We start from the raw sequence: 23,151 nt of genomic DNA on the forward strand, positions 1-23,151 counted from the left end.
GATGCCGCGACGCCCCGGGCGGGCTCAGAATCGACCGTTCCATCCAATAGCAGGAGACCGGCATGACGATCCAGGGCATCAAGGCGCAATACGAACAACGCGGGCCGGTGCCGCAGGACGTCATCGGGGCCCTGCCCTTCGAGCCGCCCGCACCCAGCGCCGGCCAGGCCCTCGTCGCTGTGCTGGCCGCACCCATCAACCCGTCGGACGTGCTGATGCTGACCGGTGGCTACGGCATCCTGCCGCCGCTGCCGGCAGTGGGCGGCAGCGAGGGCGTGGGCCGCGTTGTGGCCGTCGGCGAGGGTGTGACTCATCTGAGTGCGGGCCAGACGGTTCTGCTGCCCGCCGGCAGCGGCACCTGGGCCAGCCATCTCGTCGCCGACGCCAAGCGCCTGGTGCCCCTGCCCGCTGGCGCCGATGCGCAGCAGTTGTCCATGCTGACCGTCAACCCGGCCACGGCCTCGCTGATGCTGTCGGAGTTCGTCACGCTGCAGCCGGGCGACTGGGTCATCCAGAACGTCGCCAACTCGGGCGTGGGCGGCTACCTCACGCAGCTCGCCAAGCTGCGCGGCCTGCGCACCGTCAACATCGTGCGGCGCGAGGGCGCGGCAGCGGTCGTGAAGGCGGACGGCGGCGATGTGGTGCTGGTGGATGGCGACGACCTGGCCAAGCGCGTCAAGGAGGCCGTATCGGGCGCGCCTATCCGCCTGGGCATCGACGCCGTCGGCGGCAAGGCGACCAACCGGCTGGCGAGTTGCGTCGCCGAGGGCGGCACCGTCGTCAATTACGGGCTGATGAGCGGCGAGCCTTGCGTGGTGTCGCCGCAGTCCTTCGTCTTCAACGACCTGACGCTGCGGGGCTTCTGGCTGGCCAAGTGGTTCCGCGTCGCATCGCGCGAGGCGCAGATGGCGCTTTATGGCGAGCTGACCAAGCTGCTCGCCACCGGCCAACTGAAGGCGCGCATCCACGCGACCTATCCCGTCGAGCAAATCAAGGAGGCGATTGCCGCGGCCGCAACCGGCGAGCGCGACGGCAAGATCCTTGTCGTGCCCAGGCATTGAGTCCCCACTGAGCCGCGGCGGACACCGTCCTCTAGCGTCTCGGCACCGAGCCCAGCCAGCGCGCGCGGATGCGCTGCAGCTCACCACGCGACTCCAGGCGTTGGATGGCCTGGTTGAAGGCGCGCAGGTCGGCCTCGGTCAGCGACTTGCGGCTGAGCTTGTAGGTGACGGGGTCGCGCAGCAGGTGGATGGGCAGCTCGATGAGAGGCACGTCGGCGGCGCGCGCAGCAAAGGCGATGGCGACGCTGTCACCGAGCAGCACGTCGCCGCGGCCGATCTGCATCAGCTGCACGCCCTTGGCGTACTCCTCGAACCAGGTCAGCAGGCCATGGGCCTTGAAGTCGTTGATGATGGGCACCAGGGCCGGCCCGCGGTGGGTAACGAGGCGCAGGTTGGCGCGCAGCAGTTCATCCAGCGAATGCACGTCCATGCGGGCCTCGTCGGCACGCATGAACACGCCCAGCACCTCGTCGCGATAGGCGCGCGTGTACCAGGCGGCGTCAGAGCGCGGCGTCGCAGCGATCAGCACATCGAGTTCCCCCGCGAGCAGCATGGGCAGGCGGCGGTTGCGCGGCACTTCGCGCACATAGCTGACGCGGCAGCCGGCCTCCTTGGCCACGGCGGCCAGCAACTCGGTCTCCAGGCCGGTGTGATGGCCGTCGGCCATGAAGGAATAGGGCCGCCAGTCCTCAAAGGGCACGCGCAACGGCCGCGTGCAGGCCGCCTGGGCCAGCAGCGGCGTGAACAGCATCAGCGCAAGCAGCAGTCGTCGGAACATCTCGGCTCTGGTCCTTGGCGGCTAGCGACTGAGGATAGTCCCGCACGGTGGCATCAGTGCGGCTCCAGCACCCTGATGTCCAGCCCCGAGGCCTGGCCGCGCCAGCGGTAGAGCTTCTGCGTCGCGGCCTGGAAGTCCTCGGGCTTCGCGCTGCGGATGGGCACGAAGGTCTGCGGGTTGCGATCGATGAGCGGGAACCAGCTGCTCTGAACCTGCACCATGATGCGGTGGCCGCGGCGAAAGCTGTGGTTGATGTCCTGCAGCCCAACGCGCAGCTCTTCGACGCGGCCCGGCACCATGGCCTCGGGCGCCTCGAAGCTGTTGCGAAAGCGCCCGCGCAATGGGTCGCCGCGCACCAGCTGCTGGTAGCCACCGAGCGGTGCCTCGGGCGGTTCGACGTCCTCGGTGCGCGGCTTGCGCTTCTTCGCGGCCTCCTCCTCCAGTTCGGCGGGGTAGACGTCGATGAGCTTGACGACCCAGTCGGCGTCGCTGCCCGTCGTCGAGGCGAACAGGCGCGCGACGATGGGGCCGACGATGGTGATGTCCTCCTCCAGCACGTCGCTGCGGAAGGTCAGCACGTCCGGCCGGGTGGCCGCAAAGCGCTGGTCGCTGACCATGTATTCCTGCGGCACGCCCAAGCTCGCATAGCCGATGTAGGGCACGGGCTTGTTGGGGTCACTGACCCAGGCATCGAAAGCGGGCTCGGTCGCGTCGGGCGGCGCAAAGCTGAGCTTGCCGCCGGGTGCGAAGTAGAGGGTGCGGGCCTGCGCTTGCCTGGGCGGCCAGGCGTCGTAGCGGCGCCAGACGTTGGTGCCGGTCTCGAAGACGGTGGCCTTCGCAATGGGTGCCTTGGGTGCGACCTCTCGCAGATGCTGCTCGAAGAAGGGCAGCAGCACCTCCTTCTGGAACTGCTCGGCGGTGGGCTGCTGGAACTGCACGCGGCCCAGCTGCCGCCCCGGCGCGCCGACCCAGCCGCCATGCACCCAGGGGCCCATGACGAGGCGGTTGTCGGTGGCAGGGCTCTGCCCAGCGATCGCGCGGAAGGTGGCCAGCGGGCCGGCCAGGTCCTCGGCGTCGAACCAGCCGCCGACCGTCAACACGGCGGCGCGGATGTTCTTCAGATGGGGCGTGATGGCGCGGGACTTCCAGAACTCGTCGTAGCGGTCATGCTCCAGCTGCACGTCGAAGTAGGGGTTGGGGCCGCCGTCCTTGGCCAGCCGCTGCGCCAGCGCGTCGAGGTTGCCGTGCTGCAGGTAGAACTCGTAGCCGTCCAGCGTGCCCCAGTCGAACTGCGGCCATTGCTTGGGCGGTGGCACCGGTGCCTGCTGCGGCTTGAAGCCGGTGTAGAAGCCGAAGTTGGCCGCCAGCATGAAGGCCCCACCGTGATAGCTGTCGTCGCCCTTGAAGAGGTCGGCAATGGGCGCCTGCGGCGACGCGGCCTTGATGGCCGGATGCGAGTCGATGATGGAGGCCGAGGTGTAGAAGCCCGGGTAGGACACGCCCCAGAGGCCGACGCGGCCGTTGTTGCCGGAAATGCGGTCCAGCAGCCACTGCACGCTGTCGTGGGTGTCAGAGCTTTCATCGACGTCAGCCACGCTCTTCTTGACGGGCTTGTGCGGCGTCATCTCGATGAACTCGCCTTCCGACATGTTGCGGCCGCGCACGTCCTGGCAGACAAAGATGTAGCCGGCCTTCAGGAACTCCTCGTTCGGCGCGAGGCCCTTGATGCCATCGCGGTCCACGCCGTAGGGCCCGCAGCCATAAGGCGTGCGCACCATCAGGAAGGGGTAGCGCCGGCTCTGGTCCTTGGGCACATAGACGGCGGTGAAGAGCTTCCTGCCGTCGCGCACCGGCACGCGGTACTCGTACTTGGTGTAGTGCTCGCGCGGCTCGTAGGCCGGCGGCTTGTTCTCCTCGTCGGCGGCTTGGACCGCCAGGCCGGTCAGGCCCAGCAGCAACAGGAAGGAGGCGCGCAACAGCAGCATCGTCGGCAACGGCGGGTTGAAGGAGGGGCGAAGTCTGACACCGACCGGGAGGAGCGTGGCGTTAGGCTGGCGGCTCGTCAGGCTGCAGGAGGCTCCGCCATGAAGATCGACACCCAGGCCTACCGAGTTGCGCCCGGCCAGAAGGTCAAGCTCAAGCACTGGGCCACGGCCGTCGACCCGCTGTACAGCGACAAGGGCGACTACGAACAGCGGCTGGGCGCCCAGGTCGAGCGGCTCAGCGAGTTGCAGAACCTGCTGTATGCGCACAACCGCTACTCGCTGCTGCTGGTCTTCCAGGCCATGGACGCGGCGGGCAAGGACGGCGTCATCAAGCATGTGATGTCGGGCGTGAACCCGCAGGGCTGCCAGGTGTTCAGCTTCAAGCATCCCAGCGCCCAGGAGCTGGATCACGACTTCCTGTGGCGCACCACGCAGTGCCTGCCCGAGCGCGGGCGCATCGGCATCTTCAACCGCTCCTACTACGAGGAGGTGTTGATCGTGCGCGTGCACCCGGAGATCCTGGCGGCGCAGTCGCTGCCCAAGGAGGCGGTGCGGGCACCCAAGGTCTGGGCCGACCGCTATGCGTCGATCAACAACCTGGAGCAGCACCTGCACCGCAACGGCACGCGGGTGCTGAAGTTCTTCCTGCATCTGTCCAAGGAGGAGCAGCGCCAGCGCTTCCTGGCGCGGCTGGAAGACCCGGCCAAGAACTGGAAGTTCACGGCCGACGACATGGCCGAGCGCGAGCTCTGGCCCAAGTACATGCAGGCCTATGGCGAGATGCTGGGCGCGACCAGCAGCGAGGAGGCACCCTGGCATGTGGTGCCGGCGGACGACAAGCGCAACGCACGCCTGATCGTGTCCCAGGTCATTGTCGACACGCTCACGGCGCTGAAGATGAGCTACCCCGAGCCCACCCTCGACGCCGTCGAGCTGGCGGCAATCCGCAAGCGGCTGAAGGCGTGATCAGCCGAACTTGACGGCGTAGACGGGCGGCAGGTGGGCCGACACGGCCTGCCAGCTGTCGCCCGCGTCGCCGCTCGCCCACAGGCCGCCGGTCGTCGAGCCCATCATCAACTGCTCACCCGCGTCGTCCACCGCCAGGCCGTGGCGGTAGATCAGGTCGTAGCAATGCTGTTGCGGCAGGCCGGCACGCAACACGTCAAAGCTCTTGCCGCCGTCGCGCGTGCGGGTCACGCACAGGGCGCCGTCGACAGGGATGCGGCGTTCGTCCTTGACGGCGGGCACGAACCAGGCCGTCTGCGGGTCGGCCGGATGCGCGGCGACGGCGAAACCGAAGCTGGACGGCTGGGCCTGCAGCTCTTCCCACGTCGCGCCGTTGTCGCTGCTGCGGAAGATGCCGCAGTGGTGCTGGCACCAGAGCACATCAGGCTCGGCACGGCAGCGGGTGATCAGGTGCGGGTCCTGCGAGTTCTCGTCGCCGGCCAGCTCGGGCGGCATGAAGTCGGCCCGCATGCCCTTGGCGCGCAGGCCCCAGCTGCTCCCGCCATCGGTGGTGCGCCAGGCGCCGCCGCAGGACACGCCCACCAGCAACTCCTCCGGCTTGGCCGGGTGGGGGCAGATGGAATGCAGGGCCGGCGCCGGGTTGCCGCCGCCCATCCACTGCAGGCGGCGCGGGTCCTGCCACAGCGCCTCGCTGAGCTGCCAGCTCTCGCCGCGGTCGCGGCTGACGAACAGGCCGCCGGGAATGCTGCCGCACCAGATGGCGTCGCCCGAGCGCTCCAGCGAGAACACCTGCTCCAGCTTCCAGGCCGGACCTTCCGCGCCTTCGGGCTGGGCCGGAAAGCTCGGCGCCGTGACCTCGCACCAGGTCTTGCCGGCGTCGTCGCTTGCCTGCAGCTTGGCGCCGAAGTGGCCCAGGTTGAGGCCGGCCAGCATGAAGCCCGAGGCGTCGGGCGGCAGCAGCATGGTGACCGGGTCGGCCACGAAGCTGAGGTTCTCGATATGCCAGGTGCCGGCACGGCGGCGCAGCTCGAAAAGGCCTTTGCGGGTCGCGGCCCAGGCGCGGTCTGTCATGGTTCAACCTCCAGAGAGTGCTTGCAGGACATGGATGCGACTGTCCGACCGCAGCGGGTCGCTCAGGCCGCGCAGGTCGCGCGCCCGTTTGCCGTCGATGAAGACGACCACGTTGACGCGCAGATGGCCCTGCTCGTCGAGGATGTAGCCCCGCAGCCGCGGCTGCTCGGCAAAGGCGGCATGCAGGGCTTCGCCCAGCGTGGACGCCTCGCATTGGCAGGAAGGCGCGTCCACGAAGCGGCGCAGTTGGGGGGTGAATTCGACAAGGGCCATGGATGCACGACGAACGACGGCCATCGAATTCGACGACCTCGTATCCCTCAAATATCCCCGGGCTTACCCGCACGGACAGAATGCGGCCGATGAATTCCGGTGTCCTCTTCGCCCTCGGCGCCTATCTGAGCTGGGGGTTGTTCCCGCTCTACTTCCGCCAGATCGCTTCCATCCCCGCGCTGCAGATCGTGGCCCACCGCACGTTGTGGTCGCTGGCCTTCGTGGCCGTCGTGCTGCTGGTGACGCGCAATCTGTCCTGGCTGAAGGACGTCAGCGCGGCGACCTGGCGGCGCTTTGCGCTGTCGGCCACGCTGATCGCCATCAACTGGCTGACCTATGTCTGGGCTGTCGGCCATGGCCATGTCATCGACGCCAGCCTGGGCTACTTCATCAACCCGCTGGTCAACGTCGCGCTGGGCTTTGCGGTGCTGCACGAACGGCCGCGGCCCATCCAGTGGCTGGCCGTGGGGTTGGCGGCCATCGGCGTGCTGTGGCTGACGGTGGCAGGCGGCAAGCTGCCCTGGGTGGCCCTGGTGCTGGCGGTCAGCTTTGGCCTCTACGGGCTGATGCGCAAGACGGCCGCCCTCGGTGCCATCGAAGGCCTGACGCTGGAGACGCTGATCCTTGCGCCGCTGGCTGCGGCCGGGCTGATCTGGTGGTCGCAGGACGGCAGCATGGCTGGCCAGACGGCCGTGGACTGGGCCTGGCTGATCGGCACCGGGCCCGTGACGGCCGGCAGCCTGCTGCTGTTCGCGGCCGGCGCGCGGCGCCTGCCGCTGGCAACGCTGGGCGTCGTTCAGTATGTGTCGCCGTCGCTGCAGTTCCTGCTGGGCGTGTTCCTGTTCCATGAGCCGATGGACGCGAGCCGGCTGATCGCCTTTGGCTTCATCTGGGCGGCGTTGGCGCTGTACTCGCTGGACGGCTTGCGGCTGGCGTGGCGTCGTCCTCGCGCCGATACCACTCCCGCGTGAGTGCGTTGAGGCGGCTGCGGTCCAGCTGCCAGATGCCCAGAGGGCCGTGCACGATATCCAGTTCATGGACGGAGCCGGGCTCGAACTGGGCCCAGTACTCGCGCACATGGTTCAGCGTGACCTCGGGCGGACCGGGCTCGACGGGTTCGAGGCGAGCGCCGGAAACCAGCCGGTAGGGCGTCGCAAGGGCGCCGCCGGAGAGCCATTGATCCAGCCGCATCGCGGTACCCGGCGCAGCGATCGCCAACCCACAGACCATCAGGCCGCTGAGCGCCCAGGCCTCCCGGGCAGGCACTTTGCGCCGCGCCAGCAGCAGATAGATAAACAAGCCCAGCGGCACGGCAACCAATCCAAGGAAGAACAGACTGCGTGGCTGCAACAGTTGATGCTCCGTGATCGTGAGGTCGACGAGTGCGGCGACCATCAGCACCAGAGAGCTCAGGGTGGCGGCAAGTGCCCCCGGATGCTTTTCTAGCGCAAAGTCCGCCAAAGCCGAGGCATCGAGTGGCTGCTGAGGCAACAAGTTGCGCATGATGTCGGCAGTGGCCTCTCGGGAGGCCACCGCGTTCATGCCGGTGTCGGCCGAGGCCATGATCGAGTCGGAACCGTTGCCCAGTTCCAACCAGTGCAGGTTGGCGGACCGTATCCCGACGTTGCCCCGCCATCGGACAGCATCCGGCGTCTTGGTCACCAGTTGCTCCAGCCGCCCGCCGTCGGGTTGCACCGCCACGATGCGCAGCAAATCGCCTTGGTCAATCAGCAGGCCCTTGGCCTCGAAGCCAAATATCCGCATGCGCCGCGCGAAGTAGGCGGGGCGTGCCAGATTGACGCGAAACCAGCGCTGCTGGGGCGCGAGTTTCGGCAGCACTTCATCCAGCAACCTGTTCTGCAGGTTCTTCAGGCGCCGCTCACGAAGGAACAGCGCAAGAAGAATTCCCGGCAGCACGCAAAGCAACACCGCCTGAGCGATCAGCAGTCCTTCCTTCATCTGCACTCCCTGTGCGCCGCTTGGCGGGCGCTGGGGAGGCAGTCTAGGCGGACCGGCGTCAGCTGCGCATCAGGAAGTCGAAGGCACCCAACGCCGCCTTCGCACCATCGCCGGCGGCGATGATGATCTGCTTGAAGGGCACGGTCGTCACATCACCGGCGGCGAACACGCCGGGCAGCGAGGTGGCGCCCTTGGCGTCCACGATGATCTCGCCGTGCTTGCTGAGCTCCAGCGTGCCGCGCAGCCACTCGGTGTTGGGCACCAAGCCGATCTGCACAAAGCAGCCGTCGACCTCGACGCGCTTGCTCTCGCCGCTGATGCGGTCGGTGTAGTTCAGGCCGTCGAGCTTGCCATTGCTGCCACCCGTGAACTCGGTCGTCTGCGCGTTCACGATGATGGTGACGTTGGGCAGGCTCTGCAGCTTCTTGACGAGCACCGCATCGGCGCGCAGTTCGGCGCCGAACTCGACCAGCGTCACGTGCTTGACGATGCCGGCCAGATCGATGGCCGCCTCGACGCCGGAGTTGCCGCCGCCGATGACCGCGACCGGCTTGCCCTTGAACAGCGGGCCATCGCAGTGCGGGCAATAGGCCACACCCTTGTTCTTGTACTCGGCCTCGCCGGGCACGCCGACGTTGCGCCAGCGCGCGCCGGTGGACAGGATGACGGTCTTGCCCTTGAGCTTGGCGCCGTTGGCCAGCTCGACCTCGACGAAGCCACCGGGTTGCGCAGCCGGCGTCAGCTTCTCCGCGCGCTGCAGGTTGTGAATGTCGACCTGGTAGTCCTTGACGTGGCCTTCCAACGCGGCGGCGAACTTCGGCCCGTCGGTCACCGACACGGAGATGTAGTTCTCGATGCCCAGCGTGTCATTGACCTGGCCGCCGAAGCGCTCAGCGGCGACGCCCGTGCGGATGCCCTTGCGCGCTGCGTACACGGCCGCTGCGGCGCCGGCCGGGCCGCCGCCGATGATGAGCATGTCGTAGGGCTCCTCGGCATCCAGCTTCTTGGCGTCGCGCACGGCGGCACCGGTGTCGAGCTTGGCGACGATCTCCTCGAGCGACATGCGGCCCGAGGCAAAAGGCTGGCCGTTCAGCCACACGGCCGGCACGGCCATGATGTCGCGCGCCTCGACCTCGCTCTGGAACAGGCCACCGTCGATGACGGTGGTGCGGATGCGCGGGTTGACGATGGCCATCAGCGACAGCGCCTGCACGACGTCCGGGCAGTTGTGGCAGGTCAGGCTCATGTAGATCTCGAAGTCGAGATCCAGGTCCAGCGCCTTGACGGCGTCGATCTGCGCCTGCTCGACCTTCGGCGGATGACCGCCGGTCCAGAGCAGCGCGAGCACCAACGACGTGAACTCATGGCCCAGCGGGATGGCGGCAAAGCGCAGCGATTGCTCTGTGCCGGTGCGGCGCAGCAGGAATGACGGCGTGCGGGTGTCGACACCGTCGGTACGCAGCGAAATCTTGTCGTGCATGCCGGCGATCTCTTCGAGCAGCTCGCGCATCTCGTCGCTGGACTTGGAGTTGTCCAGCGAAGCAATGATCTCGAAGGGGACCTTGACGTGGTCCAGGTAGCCCTGGAGCTGGGTCTTGAGTGCGGCGTCCAACATGGTGGTGTCCTTTCAGTGAGGCGTGGCGGGGCGGGCCACTGCTGAAAGGGTCCCCGATGCCGGAGGCCCTTTCAGCAGAACCTGTCTGGTTCTGCAGAAGGCAGGAACCCTCCCGGGTTCCTGACGAACAGCATGGCTGTTTAGATCTTGCCGACGAGATCCAGGCTCGGGGCGATCGTGGCAGCGCCTTCCTTCCACTTGGCCGGGCAGACCTGGCCGGGGTGGGCGGCGGTGTACTGGGCAGCCTTCAGCTTGCGCAGCGTTTCCGACACGTCACGGGCGATCTCGTTGGAGTGGATCTCGGCGGTCTTGATGACGCCGTCCGGGTTGATGACGAAGGTGCCGCGCAGTGCCAGGCCTTCTTCGGGGATGTGCACGCCGAAGGCATTGGTCAGCGTGTGGGTCGGGTCGCCCACCAGCGGGAACTTGGCCTTGCCGACGGCCGGCGAGGTCTCGTGCCACACCTTGTGCGAGAAGTGGGTGTCGGTCGTGACGATGTAGACCTCGGCGCCCATCTTCTGGAACTCGGCGTAGCTGTCGGCCGCGTCTTCGACTTCGGTCGGGCAGTTGAACGTGAAAGCGGCCGGCATGAAGATCAGCACGGACCACTTGCCCTTCAGGGTTTCGTCGCTAACGGTGATGAACTTGCCGTTGTGGAAGGCTTCGGTCTTGAAAGGCTGGACTTGGGTGTTGATCAGGGACATTCGAAAGCTCCGTAGGGCGCTGGTTGATGGGATAGGTAGAACTATATCGAAGATGAGTTTTCAGTAGAAAACATTTATCAAATCGACATCATTGATCCAGCCTATGAGGCCGGACGCTCAGGCTTCGTAGCGGCGGTCGTAGAGCTGGTGCGGGCTGAGCTTCACGCGCAGTACCTGCGCGGCCACCAGACCCGTGATCGCATGCTCGGCCACCGCCGTGTCACGCCTGACGGGAGAGCCTAAGGCATCCCCATGACGATTCATAACGGCGCTGACGATGGGAGTGTTGCCTGATGTACCGCGGCGCACCGCCACCGCGATCTCGCCGCTGGCGAGCTTGACCAGGGTGCCGGGCGGGAACATGCCGACCTCCTTGACCAGCAGCGCTGCAAAGCGATGGCCATTGCTGCCGGTGTAAAGCGACTTGGCCGCCTGCGGTGCCGGCATGCCTGCGCGGCCGCCGCGGCTGGCAAGCTTGGCCAGGAAGATGTCGACGAGGCGCAGCAGCTGGGCCGCCTCGTCGGGCTCGGCCAAGCCTTGCGGATAGCCACCGCCGCCCGGCTGCTCATGGTGCTGGGCCACCGCAGCCAGCCATTGCGCATCGTCCAGGCCGGCGTTGCGCAGCCAGGCCACGGCTTCGTCAGGATGGCGGTCGATGGCCGCGCGCTGGGGTGGTGCCAGCTTGCCGCCACGCGAGGCCAGGCGCCCCTGCAGGTCGATGATGGAGAGATTCATCGTCAGCGCGGCGCCAACGAGGCTCTTCTGGCGCTCCGGCGTCCATGAGAGGCGGCGCGCCAGCAGCGCGGCGACAGCGGCCGTGTGCAGCAAATGGGCCAGTCCGTAGACCTCGTGGCGGCTGTGGTCGTGCTGGATGACGACGAAGAGCAGTTGGTCAGGGAAACGCTCGGTCCAGGCGATCAGCTGGCCGGCGCATTCCTTGACGCGTGGCAGGAAGAGGGTTTCCTGCGGCGTGCGCAGCAGTACGGACAACCGCGTCTGCATCGCCTCCCAGCGGCCGAAGAAGTCCTCGCTGCCCGCACCGCCATCGCTGCTGCGCGCCGAGGCGTCGCGCACTTCCTCCATGTCGACGAACACGCCGCGGTTCAGCAGCGCCTCGCGCATCTGCTCGTTGGGCACCGGCTGGCCCTTGGCCAGCAGCAGCTTGCCCTCGGCATCACGCACCCCGAAAGGCAGGGGCGCCCCGGCCTTGATGTGACCGGCAACCTGCTGGATGGGGACGAGTTTCATGGCCGGATGATCTCCGGACTTGCACGCGCCGCCGCAGCGGAGAAACGCTCAGGTTTCCAGCGCCAGCAGCTCCTCGACAGTCTGGCGACGGCGGATCAGGCGGGTCGTGTCGCCGTCCACCAGCACCTCTGCCGCCAGCGGCCGACTGTTGTAGTTGCTGGACATGGAGGCGCCATAGGCACCCGCGTCGTGGATGACGAGCAGGTCGCCAACGCTTGCTGCCGGCAGGTCGCGCGTCAGCACCTCGCCGCCCGGGCCTTGCGTGAACACATCGCCGGACTCGCACAGCGGGCCGGCCACGACGGTGGGCTGCTCGGGGCCGCTGGCGCCGAGCAGGCTCATGGCATGGAAGGCGCCGTACATGGCCGGGCGCATCAGCTCATTGAAGCCCGCATCCACCAGCACGAAACGGTTGGCGCCAGCGTTCTTGACCGCCCTCACCTCGGCCAGAAGCACAGCGCTCTCGGCGACGAGGTAGCGACCCGGCTCCAGCTCCAGCTTCAGCGCATGGCCCACCAAGGTCTCCGCCTCGCGGCGGGCGGCGTCCCAGAGGCCGAAATAGTGAGCCACGTCGATGCGCGCATCGCCATCGCGGTAGGGAATCGACAGGCCACCGCCGGCCGAGATCGCGTGCAGGTCATGCCCGGCCGCGACCGTTTCGCGCACCAGACCGACCATGGCCTGGCCGACCTGGGCCAGATGCTCGTAGTCCACGCCCGAACCAATGTGCATGTGCAGGCCGACCAGCTTGAGCCCATGGCGGCTTATTGCTGCCAGCGCCGCGCCCAGGTCCGCATGCCAGATGCCGTGCTTGCTGTGCTCGCCGCCGGTGTTGGTCTTGTGGCTGTGGCCATGGCCGAAGCCCGGGTTGATGCGCAGCCAGACCGCATGGCCGGGCGAAGCGGCGCCGAGCTGATCGAGCATGTCGATGGAGCCGGCGTTGACCGGGATGCGGTGCTCGACAACCGTTGCCAGCGTGGCGTGGTCCAACAGGTCGGCGGTGAAGACGATCTCGTCACCACCAGCTTCGTAGCCTGCCGCCAACGCGCGCAGGATCTCGCCGCGCGACACCGAGTCGACCTTGACGCCGGCCTCGCGCAGCAGCTTCAGGATGTGGATGTTGGAGCAGGCCTTCTGCGCAAAGCGCACGACGTCGAAGCGCTTCAGCGACGCGGCGCGCTCGCGGATGGTGGCGGCGTCATAGACCCACAGCGGCGTGCCGTGCCCGGCGGCGAGAGCTTGCAGGCGGGCGGGGTTCAGGGCGGCAGGAAGGGGCTTGGTCATGGATCGAAGCATGCCCGCGGCGACCCATTCAATCAAATTGAAATTTGTGCAGCGACAATTCAATCCTGATATGGATATTCAGCACCGCCACATCGAAGTCTTCCGCGCTGTCATGACGGCGGGCAGCGTCACCGGCGCCGCCGCGCTGCTGCACACCTCGCAACCGACCCTGAGCCGCGACCTCGCCCGGCTCGAGCATCTCCTGGGCTATGCCCTGTTCGAGCGCGAGCGCGGCCGCCTCAAGGCCACGGCGAGGGCACGTGCACTGTTCGATGAGGTGGAACGCAGCTTCCAGGGCCTGGCGCGCGTCATCGAGCGGGCCGAGGCGCTGGGCCGCTCGGAGGATGCCGAGCTGAGCCTGCTCAGCCTGCCCGCGCTGAGCCACGCGCTGCTGCCCGGCGCCTTGAATCAACTGCTGGCCGCCAACCCGTCGGCACGCGTGTCCATCACACCAGCCGAACCGCCGCTGCTGGATGCCTGGATCAGCGAGCAGCGCTTCGACCTCGGTTTGGCCGAACAGGCGACGCCCTTGCCTGGCGTGCGCGTCGAGCCGGTGCTGGAGGCGGACGAAGTGGCCGTGCTGCCGGCCGACCACGCACTAGCGTCGCGCAAGCGGCTGGCGCTGAAGGATTTCGCAGGCCAGCACTTCATCAGCCTCGCCGAGGACGACCCCTATCGGCGCGAGATCGATGCGCGCTTCGATGCCGCGGGCATCCAGCGCCGTTTGCGCGTGCAGACGCACAGCGCCGTGGCCGTTTGCGAACTGGTGCGGACCGGGCTGGGCGTGGCCATCGTGAACCCGCTGACGGCAGCGGCCTGTGCGGGATCCGACCTGGTCGTGCGGCCACTGTCGGTGTCGATTCCCTACCGGGTCAGCGCACTGATCCCGCTGCATCGGCCGGCGCAGCCCTTGATCGAAGACCTGCTCAGCGCGCTGCGGCGCGCACGACCGTCGGCTTCGTCCCGAAGCGCTTGACGATGCTGGCCTCGATGCCGGCGGCGTCCAGGCCACACAGGCTCATCAGCTTGGCCGGGTCGCCGTGCTCGACGAACTCGTCGGGCAGGCCGAGCTGCAGCACCGGCACGCCGAGGCCGGCGGCGTTCAACGCCTCGACGACGGCGCTTCCGGCGCCGCCCATGATGCAGCCATCCTCGACGGTGACGATGACGTCATGCGTGCGCGCCAGTTCGGCAACGAGCTCAGCATCCAGCGGCTTGACGAAGCGCATATTGGCCACGGTCGCGTCCAGGCGCTCGGCCACTTCCAGCGCGGGATAGAGCAGCGTGCCAAAGGCCAGGATCGCGATGCGCTGGCCCTGCCGACGCACTTCACCCTTGCCCCAGGCCTGGGCCGTCATGGCTTTGACAGGCACGACGCCAACGCCCGCGCCGCGCGGGTAGCGCACCGTCACCGGCCCGTTGTGCATGAAGCCGGTGTACAGCGCCTGGCGGCATTCGTCTTCATCGGCCGGCGTCAGCACGGCCATGTTGGGGATGCAGCGCGTGTAGGCGATGTCGTAGTTGCCGGCATGCGTGGCGCCGTCAGCACCCACCAGGCCGGCGCGGTCCAGCGCGAACAGCACGGGCAGGTTCTGGATGGCGACGTCATGGATCAGCTGGTCATAGGCGCGCTGCAGGAAGGTCGAATAGATTGCGACGACCGGCTTGATGCCTTCGCAGGCCAGGCCCGCGGCGAAGGTGACCGAGTGCTGCTCGGCGATGCCGACGTCGTGATAGCGCTGCGGGAAGCGCTTGTGGAACTCCACCATGCCGGAGCCCTCGCGCATCGCGGGCGTGATGGCCACCAGCCGCGGATCGGCCTCGGCCATGTCGCACAGCCAGTCGCCGAAGACCTGCGTGAAGGTCGTCTTGGGCGGCGTGGCCGGCTTGACGAAGCCCACTGCCGGGTCGAACTTGCCCGAGGCGGCGTGGTACTTGACCGGGTCGTTCTCGGCCAGCTTGTAGCCTGCACCCTTCTTGGTGACGATGTGCAGGAACTGCGGGCCCTTCTTCTCGCGCAGGTTCTCGAGTGTCGGGATCAGCGAGTCCAGGTCGTGTCCGTCGATGGGGCCGACATAGTTGAAGCCGAACTCCTCGAAGATGGTGCCCGGCACGACCATGCCCTTGGTGTGCTCCTCGAACTTGCGCGCGAACTCGTAGAGCGGCGTGTTCTTCAACACGCTCTTGGCGCTTTCGCGGGCGGCGGCGTAGAAGCTGCCGCTCATCAGCCGCGCGAGGTATTTGTTCAGCGCGCCGACCGGCGGGCTGATGGACATGTCGTTGTCGTTCAGGATGACGAGCAGGTCGCCCATCAGGCCGCCATGGGCCACGCCGGCGTTGTTCAGCGCCTCGAAGGCCATGCCGGCCGTCATCGAGCCGTCGCCGATGATGGCCACGGCGCGGCGGTCTTCGCCCCTGAGCTTGAAGGCCATGGCCATGCCGTGGGCCGCCGAGATGCTGGTCGACGAATGGCCGGTGCCGAAGGTGTCGTACTCGCTCTCGTCACGGCGCGGGAAGCCGCTGATGCCACCGATCTGGCGCAGGCCCGGCATGCGGTCACGCCGGCCGGTCAGCACCTTGTGCGGATAGGTCTGGTGGCCCACGTCCCACACCAGCCGGTCGTCCGGTGTGTTGAACACGTAATGCAGGGCCACGGTCAGCTCGACCGTGCCAAGGTTGGAGCCGAGGTGGCCGCCAGTCTTGGAGACGCTCTCCAGCACGAAGGCGCGCACCTCGTCGGCCAGCTTGCGCAGTTCGGTGCGCGGCAGGCGGCGCAGGTCGGCCGGGCTGTCGATGCCTTTGAGCAGCGTGTATTCCATGGCGGTCCTCTTTAGTTGTCCCGCTCTACAACGGAGTCGGCCAGCAGGCTGAGGTGGCTCACATCGGCCAGGCCGCTGGCGGCCAGGGCCGCCTTGGCTTCGGCGCGCAGCGCTTGAGCCAGGGCGCGTGCCGCGTTCAGGCCGAGCACGCTGACGTAGGTCGGCTTGTTGGCATCCTGGTCCTTGCCGGCCGTCTTGCCCAGCACTTCGGAATCCTGGGTCACGTCGAGGATGTCGTCGACAACCTGGAAGGCCAGGCCAAGCGCCGCGCCGTAGTCGGACAGCGACTGGGTCGCCTGCGTCGACACCGACCCGCAGGCCGCGCCCATCAGAACGCTGGCCTGCAGCAGCACACCAGTCTTGCGGCGGTGCATGTCGCGTAGCGTGGTTTCGTCCAGTCGCTTGCCAATGCTGGCCAGGTCGATGGCCTGGCCGCCGGCCATGCCGTCGTGGCCGGCCGAGCGGGCCAGCAGCGAGCACAACCGCGCCTGCAGGGCGGGAGCAATGCCCGTGTCCGGCGTCAGCACCTCGAAGGCGAGGGCCTGCATCGCGTCGCCCGCCAGCATGGCCTGGGCTTCGCCGAAGGCGACGTGCGTCGTCGGCTTGCCGCGGCGCATGACGTCGTTGTCCATGCAGGGCATGTCGTCATGCACCAGCGAATAGGCGTGGATGAGTTCGACCGAGCAGGCTGCGCGCATGGCCGCAAAGCTGTCGCCGCCCACGGCCGCGCAACTCGCCAGCACCAACAGCGGGCGCAGGCGCTTGCCACCGCCCAGCACCGCATAGCGCATCGCCTCGCCGAGGCCTGCGGGCGCGGCAGCGGGCACGAGATCATCCAGCGCCGCTTCGAAGGCGTTCAAAGACGCCTGCACCCAGCGGTCAAAGTCCTGTGCATTCAAGATTCGGGGCCCTCCCAGGCCTTCAGTTCGGCGCCGTCCAGCAGCTTGACCTGCTGTTCCACCGCCTGCAGCCGCCCGCGGCACAGAGCCAGCAACTCGGCGCCCCGCTTGTAGCTGTGCAGAAGTTGGTCCAGCGGCAGCTGTTGCCCCTCCATGGCCGCCACCATGCGCTCCAGCTCGTCGAGCGCCTGCTCGTAGCTGAGGTCGGCATCGCCGTCGCTCGAGGCGGCCTTGGTGCGGGGAGAGGACTTGGTCATTTCAAAACGCGAAACAGCAATTGTAGTCAGCGGGTTTCCTCAGCTTGGTGCATGCGGACGTAACCGTCGGACGGAGGACGCGGGCATGCGTAGAATCCCGGACCTCTCGCTCGAGCGCGCACGCGCGTGCCTTCGAGCTCCCCTTTTCACACCTAGCAACCTGGCCGACTCGGCAGCCCCGAGATGCGCCGGAGGGACGCAGCACCTCTACCCGCCTGAAAGACCCGCCTGGATCATGTCCGACCTGAGTCTTCCCGTCTCGGCGCTCAAACGCAGCCAGACCCAGCTCCCGGTGAGCGCCTATTTCGACCCCGATCTGTTCCAGCGCGAGCAGGCCAGCATCTTCCAGCGAGGGCCCCGCTACGTCGGCCATGCACTGGCCGTCCCCGAAATCGGTGACCACTACGCCCTGCCGCAGGAAGGCGAAGGCCGGGCATTGGTGCGCTCAAGCCAGGGGATCGAGCTGATCTCCAACGTCTGCCGCCACCGCCAGGCGCTGATGCTCAAGGGTCGCGGCAACACCCAGGCCAACATCGTCTGCCCGCTGCACCGCTGGACATATTCACATCAGGGCGAGTTGATCGGTGCGCCGCACTTTGCCGAAGACCCCTGCCTGAACCTGAACCGCTACCCGCTGCGGGAATGGAACGGCCTGCTGTTCGAGGACAACGGCCATGACGTCGCCGCCGAGCTGAGCAAGCTGGGCCCGCGGGCGCAGCTGGACTTCTCCGGCTATGTGCTCGACAAGGTCCAGGTCCACGAGTGCAACTACAACTGGAAGACCTTCATCGAGGTCTACCTTGAGGACTACCACGTCGGCCCCTTCCACCCGGGCCTGGGTGGCTTTGTCAGCTGCGACGACCTGGCCTGGGAGTTCGGCAAGCACCATTCGGTGCAGACTGTCGGCGTGCACAAGGACCTGGAGCGCCCCGGCTCGCCGGTCTACCAGCGCTGGCACGACCAACTGCTGAAGTTCCGCGAAGGCCGCCCGCCCGAGGCCGGCGCGATCTGGCTGACCTACTACCCGCACATCATGGTCGAGTGGTACCCGCATGTGCTGGTCGTGTCGACGCTGCACCCGGTGTCGCCGCAGAAGACCGTCAACCTCGTCGAGTTCTACTACCCCGAGGAGATCGCCGCTTTCGAGCGCGACTTCGTCGAGGCCCACCAGGCCGCCTACATGGAAACCTGCGTGGAGGACGACGAGATCGCCGAGCGCATGGATGCCGGCCGCAAGGCGCTGATGATGCGTGGCGACAACGAGACCGGCCCCTACCAAAGCCCGATGGAAGACGGCATGCAGCACTTCCATGAATGGTATCGGTCCCACCCCCTGCTGGCTTCGCCAGCCCCCTCAAGGGGGCACTGCCAGCAGCCCAGCGAAGCCGGTTCTGCGGCAGTCACTGGGTCAGACACGACGGCCGCATCCAGCACCAGCAAAGAAGCCTGACGTGCCAGCCTCGGTGCTCATGGTCGCGGCGACGCTGTTGTTCGCCACCATGGGCGTCTGCGTCAAGCTGGCCAGCGAGTTCTACGCGGCCAGCGAGATCGTCATGTACCGCGGCCTGGTCGGCTCCGTGATGATGGCCCTGCTGTCGCACCGCCAGGGCTTGAGCCTCAAGACCCGCCTACCCGGCATGCATCTGTGGCGCAGCATCTCCGGCGTCACCTCGCTGTGCCTGTGGTTCTACGCCATCAGCCACCTGCCGCTGGCCACGGCGATGACGCTGAACTACATGTCCTCGGTCTGGATGGCCCTCTTCCTACTCGGCGGCGCCGTGCTGATGGGTGCCCAGCGGCTGGACTGGCGGCTGATGGCTTCGGTGCTGCTGGGCTTCGTCGGCGTCGCGCTGATCCTGCGCCCGACGCTGGACCAGCAGCAGCTCTGGTACGGCCTGGCCGGCCTGCTGTCCGGCATGATCGCCGCGATGGCCTATCTGCAGGTCACGGCCCTGGGCCGCGTCGGCGAGCCCGAGTTGCGCATCGTCTTCTACTTCTCGGTCGGCGGCTGCGTGGCCGGCGCCGTCATCACGGCCGTGACCCAGGGCGGCTTGCAAAGTCACACGCTGTGGGGCGCGTTTCTGCTCCTCGCCGTCGGCGTGCTGGCCACCACCGCCCAGGTGTGCCTGACGCGCGCCTACTCCATCGGCCGCCCGCTGGTGAACGCCTGCCTGCAATACCTGGGCATCGTCTTCTCCTTCATCTACGGCATGCTGCTGTTCAAGGACCCGCTGACCTGGCACGCCACCTTCGGCATGCTGCTCATCATCGGCGCCGGCCTTGCGGCGACGCTGCTGCGCTCCAAGGTCGCCCCGCCGCCAAAAGACAGCCAGTTCAACCCTGCTGAGTCATGAGCCACACCACGCTGATCACCCCCGCCGAGCTGCGCGCGCTGCTTCAGTCCCCCGAGCCGCCGCTGATCCTCGAAGGCAGCTTCGACCTCGCCGACACCGACGCCGGCGAGCGCGCCTACGCGGCCGGCCACATCCCCGGCGCCTTCTACCTGCACCTGGACCGTGACCTCTGCGGCGACAAGACCGGCCCCGACGGGTCCTTCCGTGGCCGCCACCCGCTGCCAGAGCGCGAGGATTTCGCCGCGTTGATGCGCCGCCTGGGCCTGAGCGCCGGCCGCCAGGTTGTCGCCTATGACCGCCAGGGCGGCCCCTACGCCGCCCACATCTGGTGGATGCTGCGCTGGCTGGGCCACGCCGAGGTGGCCGTGCTCGACGGCGCCTGGGACGGCGAAATGACGGCGGATGTCCCAACTGAAGCGCCCACCGATTGGCAACCCGGCCAGCCCCTGGTCGGCCAGATCGACGCCGCCACGCTGCTCAAGAAGCTCGGCAACGTCCGCCTCATCGACGCCCGCGCCGCCGAGCGCTTCCGTGGCGAGGTCGAGCCGCTGGACAAGGCCGCCGGCCACATTCCCGGCGCCAGTAACCGCTTCTTCAAGGACAACCTCGGCGCCGACGGCCGCTTCAAGCCTGCGGCCCAACTGCGTGCCGAGTTCCAGGCCTTGCTGGCACCGCACAGTGCCGGCGCGGTGGTCCAGCAATGCGGCTCCGGAGTCACCGCCTGTCACAACCTGTTGGCCATGGCCCACGCCGGCTTGGGCGACAGCCTGCTTTACCCCGGCTCCTGGAGCGAATGGTCATCAGACCCGGCCCGGCCTATCGCTAAAGGTTAGGCCAAGGGATGAGCAAAGGCTTGATCTCCGACAAGCATTCCAGCGCCTGATCGGCCACACTGTGGTTCTTCGCAACGACTGGAGGACCGAATGTTCAAGCGCATCCTCGTCCCCACTGACGGCTCCGACATCACCGCCCACGCGGTGGACACCGCCATCCAGCTCGCCAAGATTCACGGCGCCCAGCTGTTGACGCTCAGCGTCATGGAGCCCTTCCCGTACAGCGCCGTCTCCGAGATCCAGCCCGTGCCGCCGCAGGAGTTCATCGACGCGCAACTGCGCGTCGCCACCCAGCGCGTCGAGGCCGTCAGCGCGGCCGCAGCGGCACAGGGCCTGTCCTGCCGCGGGCACACCACCGAAGCCCTGCACGCCTGGGAGGCCATCGTCGACCACGCCAAGGCCGAGAACGTGGACCTCATCGTCATGGCCTCGCACGGCCGCAAGGGCTTCGCGGCCCTGCTGCTGGGCAGCGAGGCGCAGAAGGTGCTGTCGCATATTGAAACGCCGGTGCTGATCGTCAAATAGGCGTCGAGCGGTTTTGAGGTGGCGCTGAGCCGCAACCAGGCGCGGCATTGAGCTTTCGCTGTCAGGCGAGGCCTACTCGGGCATGCGGCGGCGCGCACGCAGCCACACCCAGTCCGGTGGACTAAATTCACCCCATGCTGCTCGTCTGCCCCCAATGTGGAACCCGCAACCGCGTGCCCGACGAACGCCTGGCCGACGATCCCACCTGCGGGCGCTGCGGCGGCCCCGTTGCGCCGCGCAAGCCCGTGGCGCTGAGTGATGCTGACCTCGGCCCCTACCTCCAGGGCACCGAGGCGCCGGTGCTGGTGGACTTCTGGGCCGCTTGGTGCGGACCGTGCCGCTCCTATGCGCCGCACTTCGAGCAACTCGCCGCCAACCGGCCGGACATCCGCTTCGTCAAGGTGGACAGCGATGCAGCGCAGCGCACCAGCGCCAGCCTGCAGATCCGCAGCATTCCGACGACCGTTCTGTTTGTTGGCGGCCGTGAGGTTGGGCGGCAGAGCGGTGCGATGACGGCTGCCCAGTTGGGCGCCTGGGTGGACGGCGCCCTGCCCTAACGTCACAGAGGGCTGAGCCCTGGAGTTGTTGACCCTGTCCCAGGATCCCGTACCGTTCGGTAACAGAATCGACCGGCATGAAGAGGTCCTTGAATGGGCCAGGAGTTCATGCCATGAGGAAGAGCAAGTTCACTGAAGAGCAGATGGCCTACGCGCTGAAGCAAGCTGAGCTGGGCATCAGCGTCGAGGAGGTCTGCCGCAAGATGGGCATCAGTAGCGCCACGTTCTACAAGTGGCGCCAGAAGTACGCCGGAGTGGGCCCGTCCGAGTTGCGCCGCATGCGCCAGCTCGAGGAGGAGAACCGCAAGCTCAAGCAGATCGTTGCGGACCTGAGCCTGGACAAGGCCATGCTGCAGCACATCGTCCAAAAAAAAGTCTAGGGCCTTCGCGACGCCGCGAGCTGGTGCCGGAGTTGATGCGACTGTTCGGCTGCAGCCAGCGCAACGCCATGCACGTGACCAACGTCTCGCAGGGCAGCTTCTTCTACAAGCCGGTCAAGAAGGACGAGTCCGCGCTGCGCATGCGCATCAAGGAGATCACCAGCACACGCGTGCACTACGGCTATCGCCGGGTGCACGTGCTGCTGCGCCGCGAAGGCCACCCCGACAACGTCAAGCGCGTGTACCGCCTCTACCGGGACGAAGGGCTGTCGCTGCGGCTCAAAAGGCCCAAACGGAACAAGGCCGCCAAGCTTCGCCAGCCCAAGCAACTGGCCCACGAAATCGGGGTCAAGTCTTAACTTTTAACTGCCTCTCCGCCCTGGCGATCAATTGACTCACCCGAGCCACGCTGACACCCAGTTTTGCGGCCAGGGCGGTCATGGACAGCCCGCTTTCTGTATGCGCGCGGCGCAGTGCCTCTTCGCGGCTGGCGCACTGCTTCAACCATTGCTCCAGCGTCCGGGGCACATGGCGCTGCGGTTTGGGGACTTCGGGGCTGCGTCGCGCGCTCGGCGCAGCAGCATCCAACATGCGCTGTACGAATTCGTCGTCGCCAAGGTAGATCTGCCGGTTCAACCCTTCGTCCCAGAGCGGCACGCCTTGCCCCGCGACCACCAGTTCCGCGTACAGGCGCTGCGCTCGCTTGACGTCGGCCGGCGATGCAGGATCTTGGCCCAGCAGATAGCCGTGCAGGCCCGGGGTGTCCAGCCACGCGGAGCTGGCGGCTTGGCCCACATGCGCGCGGTAGCTGGACCAGGGCCAATCAGCCGGCCCGGCCACCATACCCGCACGCACCGGGTTCAACTCCACATAGCGGCACACCTCCAGCAGATAGGCCTCCCGGTCCACCAGGATCGCCTTGAAGCGGCCTTGGAACAGGTGCCCCACCTTGCCGTGCCGGCGGTTGAACGCCTGGGAGTACACGCCATTGATGTGCCGCATCAACAACGACAAATTGGCCACCTGGGTGTGCACCACGAAGTGATAGTGGTTGCTCATCAGGCAATACGACAGCAACTGGGCGTCAAAGCGCCCCAGGCCCTGTGCCACCACGGCCATCAAGCGAGCGCGGTCGGTGTCGTCGGCAAAGATGTCTTCCCGCCGATCCCCCCGCGCCGTGACGTGATACAGCGCGCCAGGGAACTCAATGCGCAGCGGGCGGGACATGCGCTGACTCTATGTCAGAAAAAGCAAGAAGGGGTTAAAAGTTAAGACCTGACCCCGAACCGCGACCCCGAACCGGACCCCGAACCGCGAATTTGTCCATTACCAATCAGAAAATACAAGGCGCTCAGCCTCATTTGGGGCGATTTTCAGCAAGCGTCAATTCATTCCACAGAGGATGCAAACCCTCTCCTTTCATGTATGTTTCAAAATCAACAAAAGACGCTTTGTCCACCTCTTCCGGCGAAAACCATGTTGCTTCGCATTCTTCGCACAAATGAAGCACCACTCCGGTTTTCCTGACACGGGCCTCGACAACAGATCCTTGCTGACAGCGCGGGCATAACATTTTTTTCACT

Annotated in this window: 23 protein-coding genes and 1 pseudogene; 10 read left to right on the forward strand and 14 right to left on the reverse strand. The window is 67.0% G+C overall.

All coding sequences use genetic code 11. The features are described from left to right. Positions 1–62: 62 nt before the first annotated feature. A complete protein-coding gene (locus ACXJLH_RS08895; RefSeq protein WP_457443502.1) occupies positions 63–1,061 on the forward strand; it encodes a zinc-dependent alcohol dehydrogenase family protein in 999 nt (332 codons plus the stop codon). Between the two features lie 31 nt (positions 1,062–1,092). Here the strand turns inward: ACXJLH_RS08895 and ACXJLH_RS08900 are convergent, their stop codons facing one another. Together ACXJLH_RS08900 and ACXJLH_RS08905 are read right to left on the reverse strand one after the other, a co-directional pair. Continuing rightward, on the reverse strand, positions 1,093–1,839 hold the full coding sequence (locus tag ACXJLH_RS08900; protein ID WP_457324179.1) for a substrate-binding periplasmic protein: 747 nt from the start codon (positions 1,837–1,839) through the stop codon (positions 1,093–1,095). A 53-nt stretch (positions 1,840–1,892) separates the two neighbouring features. Continuing rightward, entirely contained in the window at positions 1,893–3,824 is a 1,932-nt protein-coding gene (locus ACXJLH_RS08905; protein ID WP_457443504.1) for a CocE/NonD family hydrolase, read from the reverse strand. Positions 3,825–3,923: 99 nt separating this feature from the next. On the opposite strand from ACXJLH_RS08905, the gene ACXJLH_RS08910 reads away from it, so the two are divergent. Further along, positions 3,924–4,790 carry an ADP-polyphosphate phosphotransferase gene (locus ACXJLH_RS08910; RefSeq protein WP_457443506.1) on the forward strand — a complete coding sequence of 289 codons (867 nt, stop codon included), beginning with the start codon at positions 3,924–3,926 and terminating at the stop codon, positions 4,788–4,790. On the opposite strand, the gene ACXJLH_RS08915 is transcribed toward ACXJLH_RS08910, so the two are convergent. Together ACXJLH_RS08915 and ACXJLH_RS08920 are read right to left on the reverse strand one after the other, a co-directional pair. Then, complete coding sequence (locus tag ACXJLH_RS08915; RefSeq protein WP_457443508.1) at positions 4,791–5,861, reverse strand: WD40/YVTN/BNR-like repeat-containing protein; 1,071 nt, start codon at positions 5,859–5,861, stop codon at positions 4,791–4,793. Positions 5,862–5,864: 3 nt separating this feature from the next. Beyond that, complete coding sequence (locus ACXJLH_RS08920; protein WP_056198526.1) at positions 5,865–6,134, reverse strand: MoaD/ThiS family protein; 270 nt, start codon at positions 6,132–6,134, stop codon at positions 5,865–5,867. A gap of 89 nt (positions 6,135–6,223) precedes the next feature. On the opposite strand from ACXJLH_RS08920, the gene rarD reads away from it, so the two are divergent. After that, positions 6,224–7,105, forward strand: coding sequence for an EamA family transporter RarD (gene rarD, locus ACXJLH_RS08925; protein ID WP_457443511.1), 882 nt, complete (start codon positions 6,224–6,226; stop codon positions 7,103–7,105). On the opposite strand, the gene ACXJLH_RS08930 is transcribed toward rarD, so the two are convergent. The 5 genes from ACXJLH_RS08930 to lysA form a co-directional block, all read right to left on the reverse strand. Next, on the reverse strand, positions 7,020–8,093 hold the full coding sequence (locus tag ACXJLH_RS08930; RefSeq protein WP_457443513.1) for a hypothetical protein: 1,074 nt from the start codon (positions 8,091–8,093) through the stop codon (positions 7,020–7,022). The genes rarD and ACXJLH_RS08930 overlap by 86 nt on opposite strands. Positions 8,094–8,151: 58 nt before the next feature. Next, on the reverse strand, positions 8,152–9,708 hold the full coding sequence (ahpF, locus tag ACXJLH_RS08935) for an alkyl hydroperoxide reductase subunit F (RefSeq protein WP_457443515.1): 1,557 nt from the start codon (positions 9,706–9,708) through the stop codon (positions 8,152–8,154). Between the two features lie 140 nt (positions 9,709–9,848). Next, positions 9,849–10,412, reverse strand: coding sequence for an alkyl hydroperoxide reductase subunit C (gene ahpC / locus ACXJLH_RS08940; RefSeq protein ID WP_056198538.1), 564 nt, complete (start codon positions 10,410–10,412; stop codon positions 9,849–9,851). A 117-nt stretch (positions 10,413–10,529) separates the two neighbouring features. Then, a complete protein-coding gene (locus ACXJLH_RS08945) occupies positions 10,530–11,660 on the reverse strand; it encodes an HD domain-containing phosphohydrolase (protein WP_457443517.1) in 1,131 nt (376 codons plus the stop codon). Between the two features lie 48 nt (positions 11,661–11,708). Further along, the gene (gene lysA / locus ACXJLH_RS08950; RefSeq protein WP_457443519.1) at positions 11,709–12,944 is read right to left on the reverse strand and encodes a diaminopimelate decarboxylase; all 1,236 of its coding nucleotides are present in this window, start codon (positions 12,942–12,944) and stop codon (positions 11,709–11,711) included. Between the two features lie 70 nt (positions 12,945–13,014). On the opposite strand from lysA, the gene ACXJLH_RS08955 reads away from it, so the two are divergent. Continuing rightward, complete coding sequence (locus ACXJLH_RS08955) at positions 13,015–13,920, forward strand: LysR family transcriptional regulator (protein WP_457443521.1); 906 nt, start codon at positions 13,015–13,017, stop codon at positions 13,918–13,920. Here ACXJLH_RS08955 and dxs read toward each other — a convergent pair. Genes dxs through xseB form a run of 3 tightly spaced genes read right to left on the reverse strand, consistent with a single transcriptional unit; the run spans position 13,871 to position 16,919 of the window. Beyond that, positions 13,871–15,763: a 1-deoxy-D-xylulose-5-phosphate synthase gene (gene dxs, locus ACXJLH_RS08960; protein ID WP_457390239.1), complete on the reverse strand. Its 1,893-nt coding sequence runs from the start codon at positions 15,761–15,763 to the stop codon at positions 13,871–13,873. The genes ACXJLH_RS08955 and dxs overlap by 50 nt on opposite strands. A gap of 11 nt (positions 15,764–15,774) precedes the next feature. After that, a complete protein-coding gene (locus tag ACXJLH_RS08965; protein WP_056198553.1) occupies positions 15,775–16,662 on the reverse strand; it encodes a polyprenyl synthetase family protein in 888 nt (295 codons plus the stop codon). Further along, positions 16,659–16,919 (reverse strand): exodeoxyribonuclease VII small subunit, encoded by a 261-nt coding sequence (gene xseB, locus ACXJLH_RS08970; RefSeq protein WP_056198557.1) that lies wholly within the window; start codon positions 16,917–16,919, stop codon positions 16,659–16,661. The genes ACXJLH_RS08965 and xseB overlap by 4 nt, the downstream gene beginning before the upstream one ends. 235 nt (positions 16,920–17,154) lie before the next feature. Between xseB and ACXJLH_RS08975 the strand changes: the two genes are divergently transcribed. The 6 genes and pseudogenes from ACXJLH_RS08975 to ACXJLH_RS09000 all read left to right on the forward strand — a co-directional run. After that, positions 17,155–18,369: an aromatic ring-hydroxylating oxygenase subunit alpha gene (locus ACXJLH_RS08975; protein WP_457443523.1), complete on the forward strand. Its 1,215-nt coding sequence runs from the start codon at positions 17,155–17,157 to the stop codon at positions 18,367–18,369. Positions 18,370–18,388: 19 nt separating this feature from the next. Next, positions 18,389–19,273, forward strand: coding sequence for a DMT family transporter (locus ACXJLH_RS08980; protein ID WP_056199684.1), 885 nt, complete (start codon positions 18,389–18,391; stop codon positions 19,271–19,273). Continuing rightward, entirely contained in the window at positions 19,270–20,106 is an 837-nt protein-coding gene (locus tag ACXJLH_RS08985) for a sulfurtransferase (RefSeq protein ID WP_457443525.1), read from the forward strand. The genes ACXJLH_RS08980 and ACXJLH_RS08985 overlap by 4 nt, the downstream gene beginning before the upstream one ends. A 90-nt stretch (positions 20,107–20,196) precedes the next feature. Then, a complete protein-coding gene (locus tag ACXJLH_RS08990) occupies positions 20,197–20,631 on the forward strand; it encodes a universal stress protein (protein WP_056198567.1) in 435 nt (144 codons plus the stop codon). A 134-nt stretch (positions 20,632–20,765) separates the two neighbouring features. After that, entirely contained in the window at positions 20,766–21,188 is a 423-nt protein-coding gene (gene trxC / locus ACXJLH_RS08995; RefSeq protein WP_457443527.1) for a thioredoxin TrxC, read from the forward strand. A 113-nt stretch (positions 21,189–21,301) separates the two neighbouring features. Beyond that, positions 21,302–21,897: pseudogene (locus tag ACXJLH_RS09000) on the forward strand (transposase); the annotation flags it as partial. Positions 21,898–21,916: 19 nt separating this feature from the next. Here ACXJLH_RS09000 and ACXJLH_RS09005 read toward each other — a convergent pair. Both ACXJLH_RS09005 and ACXJLH_RS09010 read right to left on the reverse strand, forming a co-directional pair. Continuing rightward, a complete protein-coding gene (locus ACXJLH_RS09005; protein WP_457443529.1) occupies positions 21,917–22,795 on the reverse strand; it encodes a transposase in 879 nt (292 codons plus the stop codon). A gap of 130 nt (positions 22,796–22,925) precedes the next feature. Then, positions 22,926–23,141: a zf-TFIIB domain-containing protein gene (locus tag ACXJLH_RS09010; protein WP_457443531.1), complete on the reverse strand. Its 216-nt coding sequence runs from the start codon at positions 23,139–23,141 to the stop codon at positions 22,926–22,928. Positions 23,142–23,151 lie beyond the last annotated feature (10 nt).

Source organism: Roseateles sp. P5_E4, from assembly GCF_054049255.1.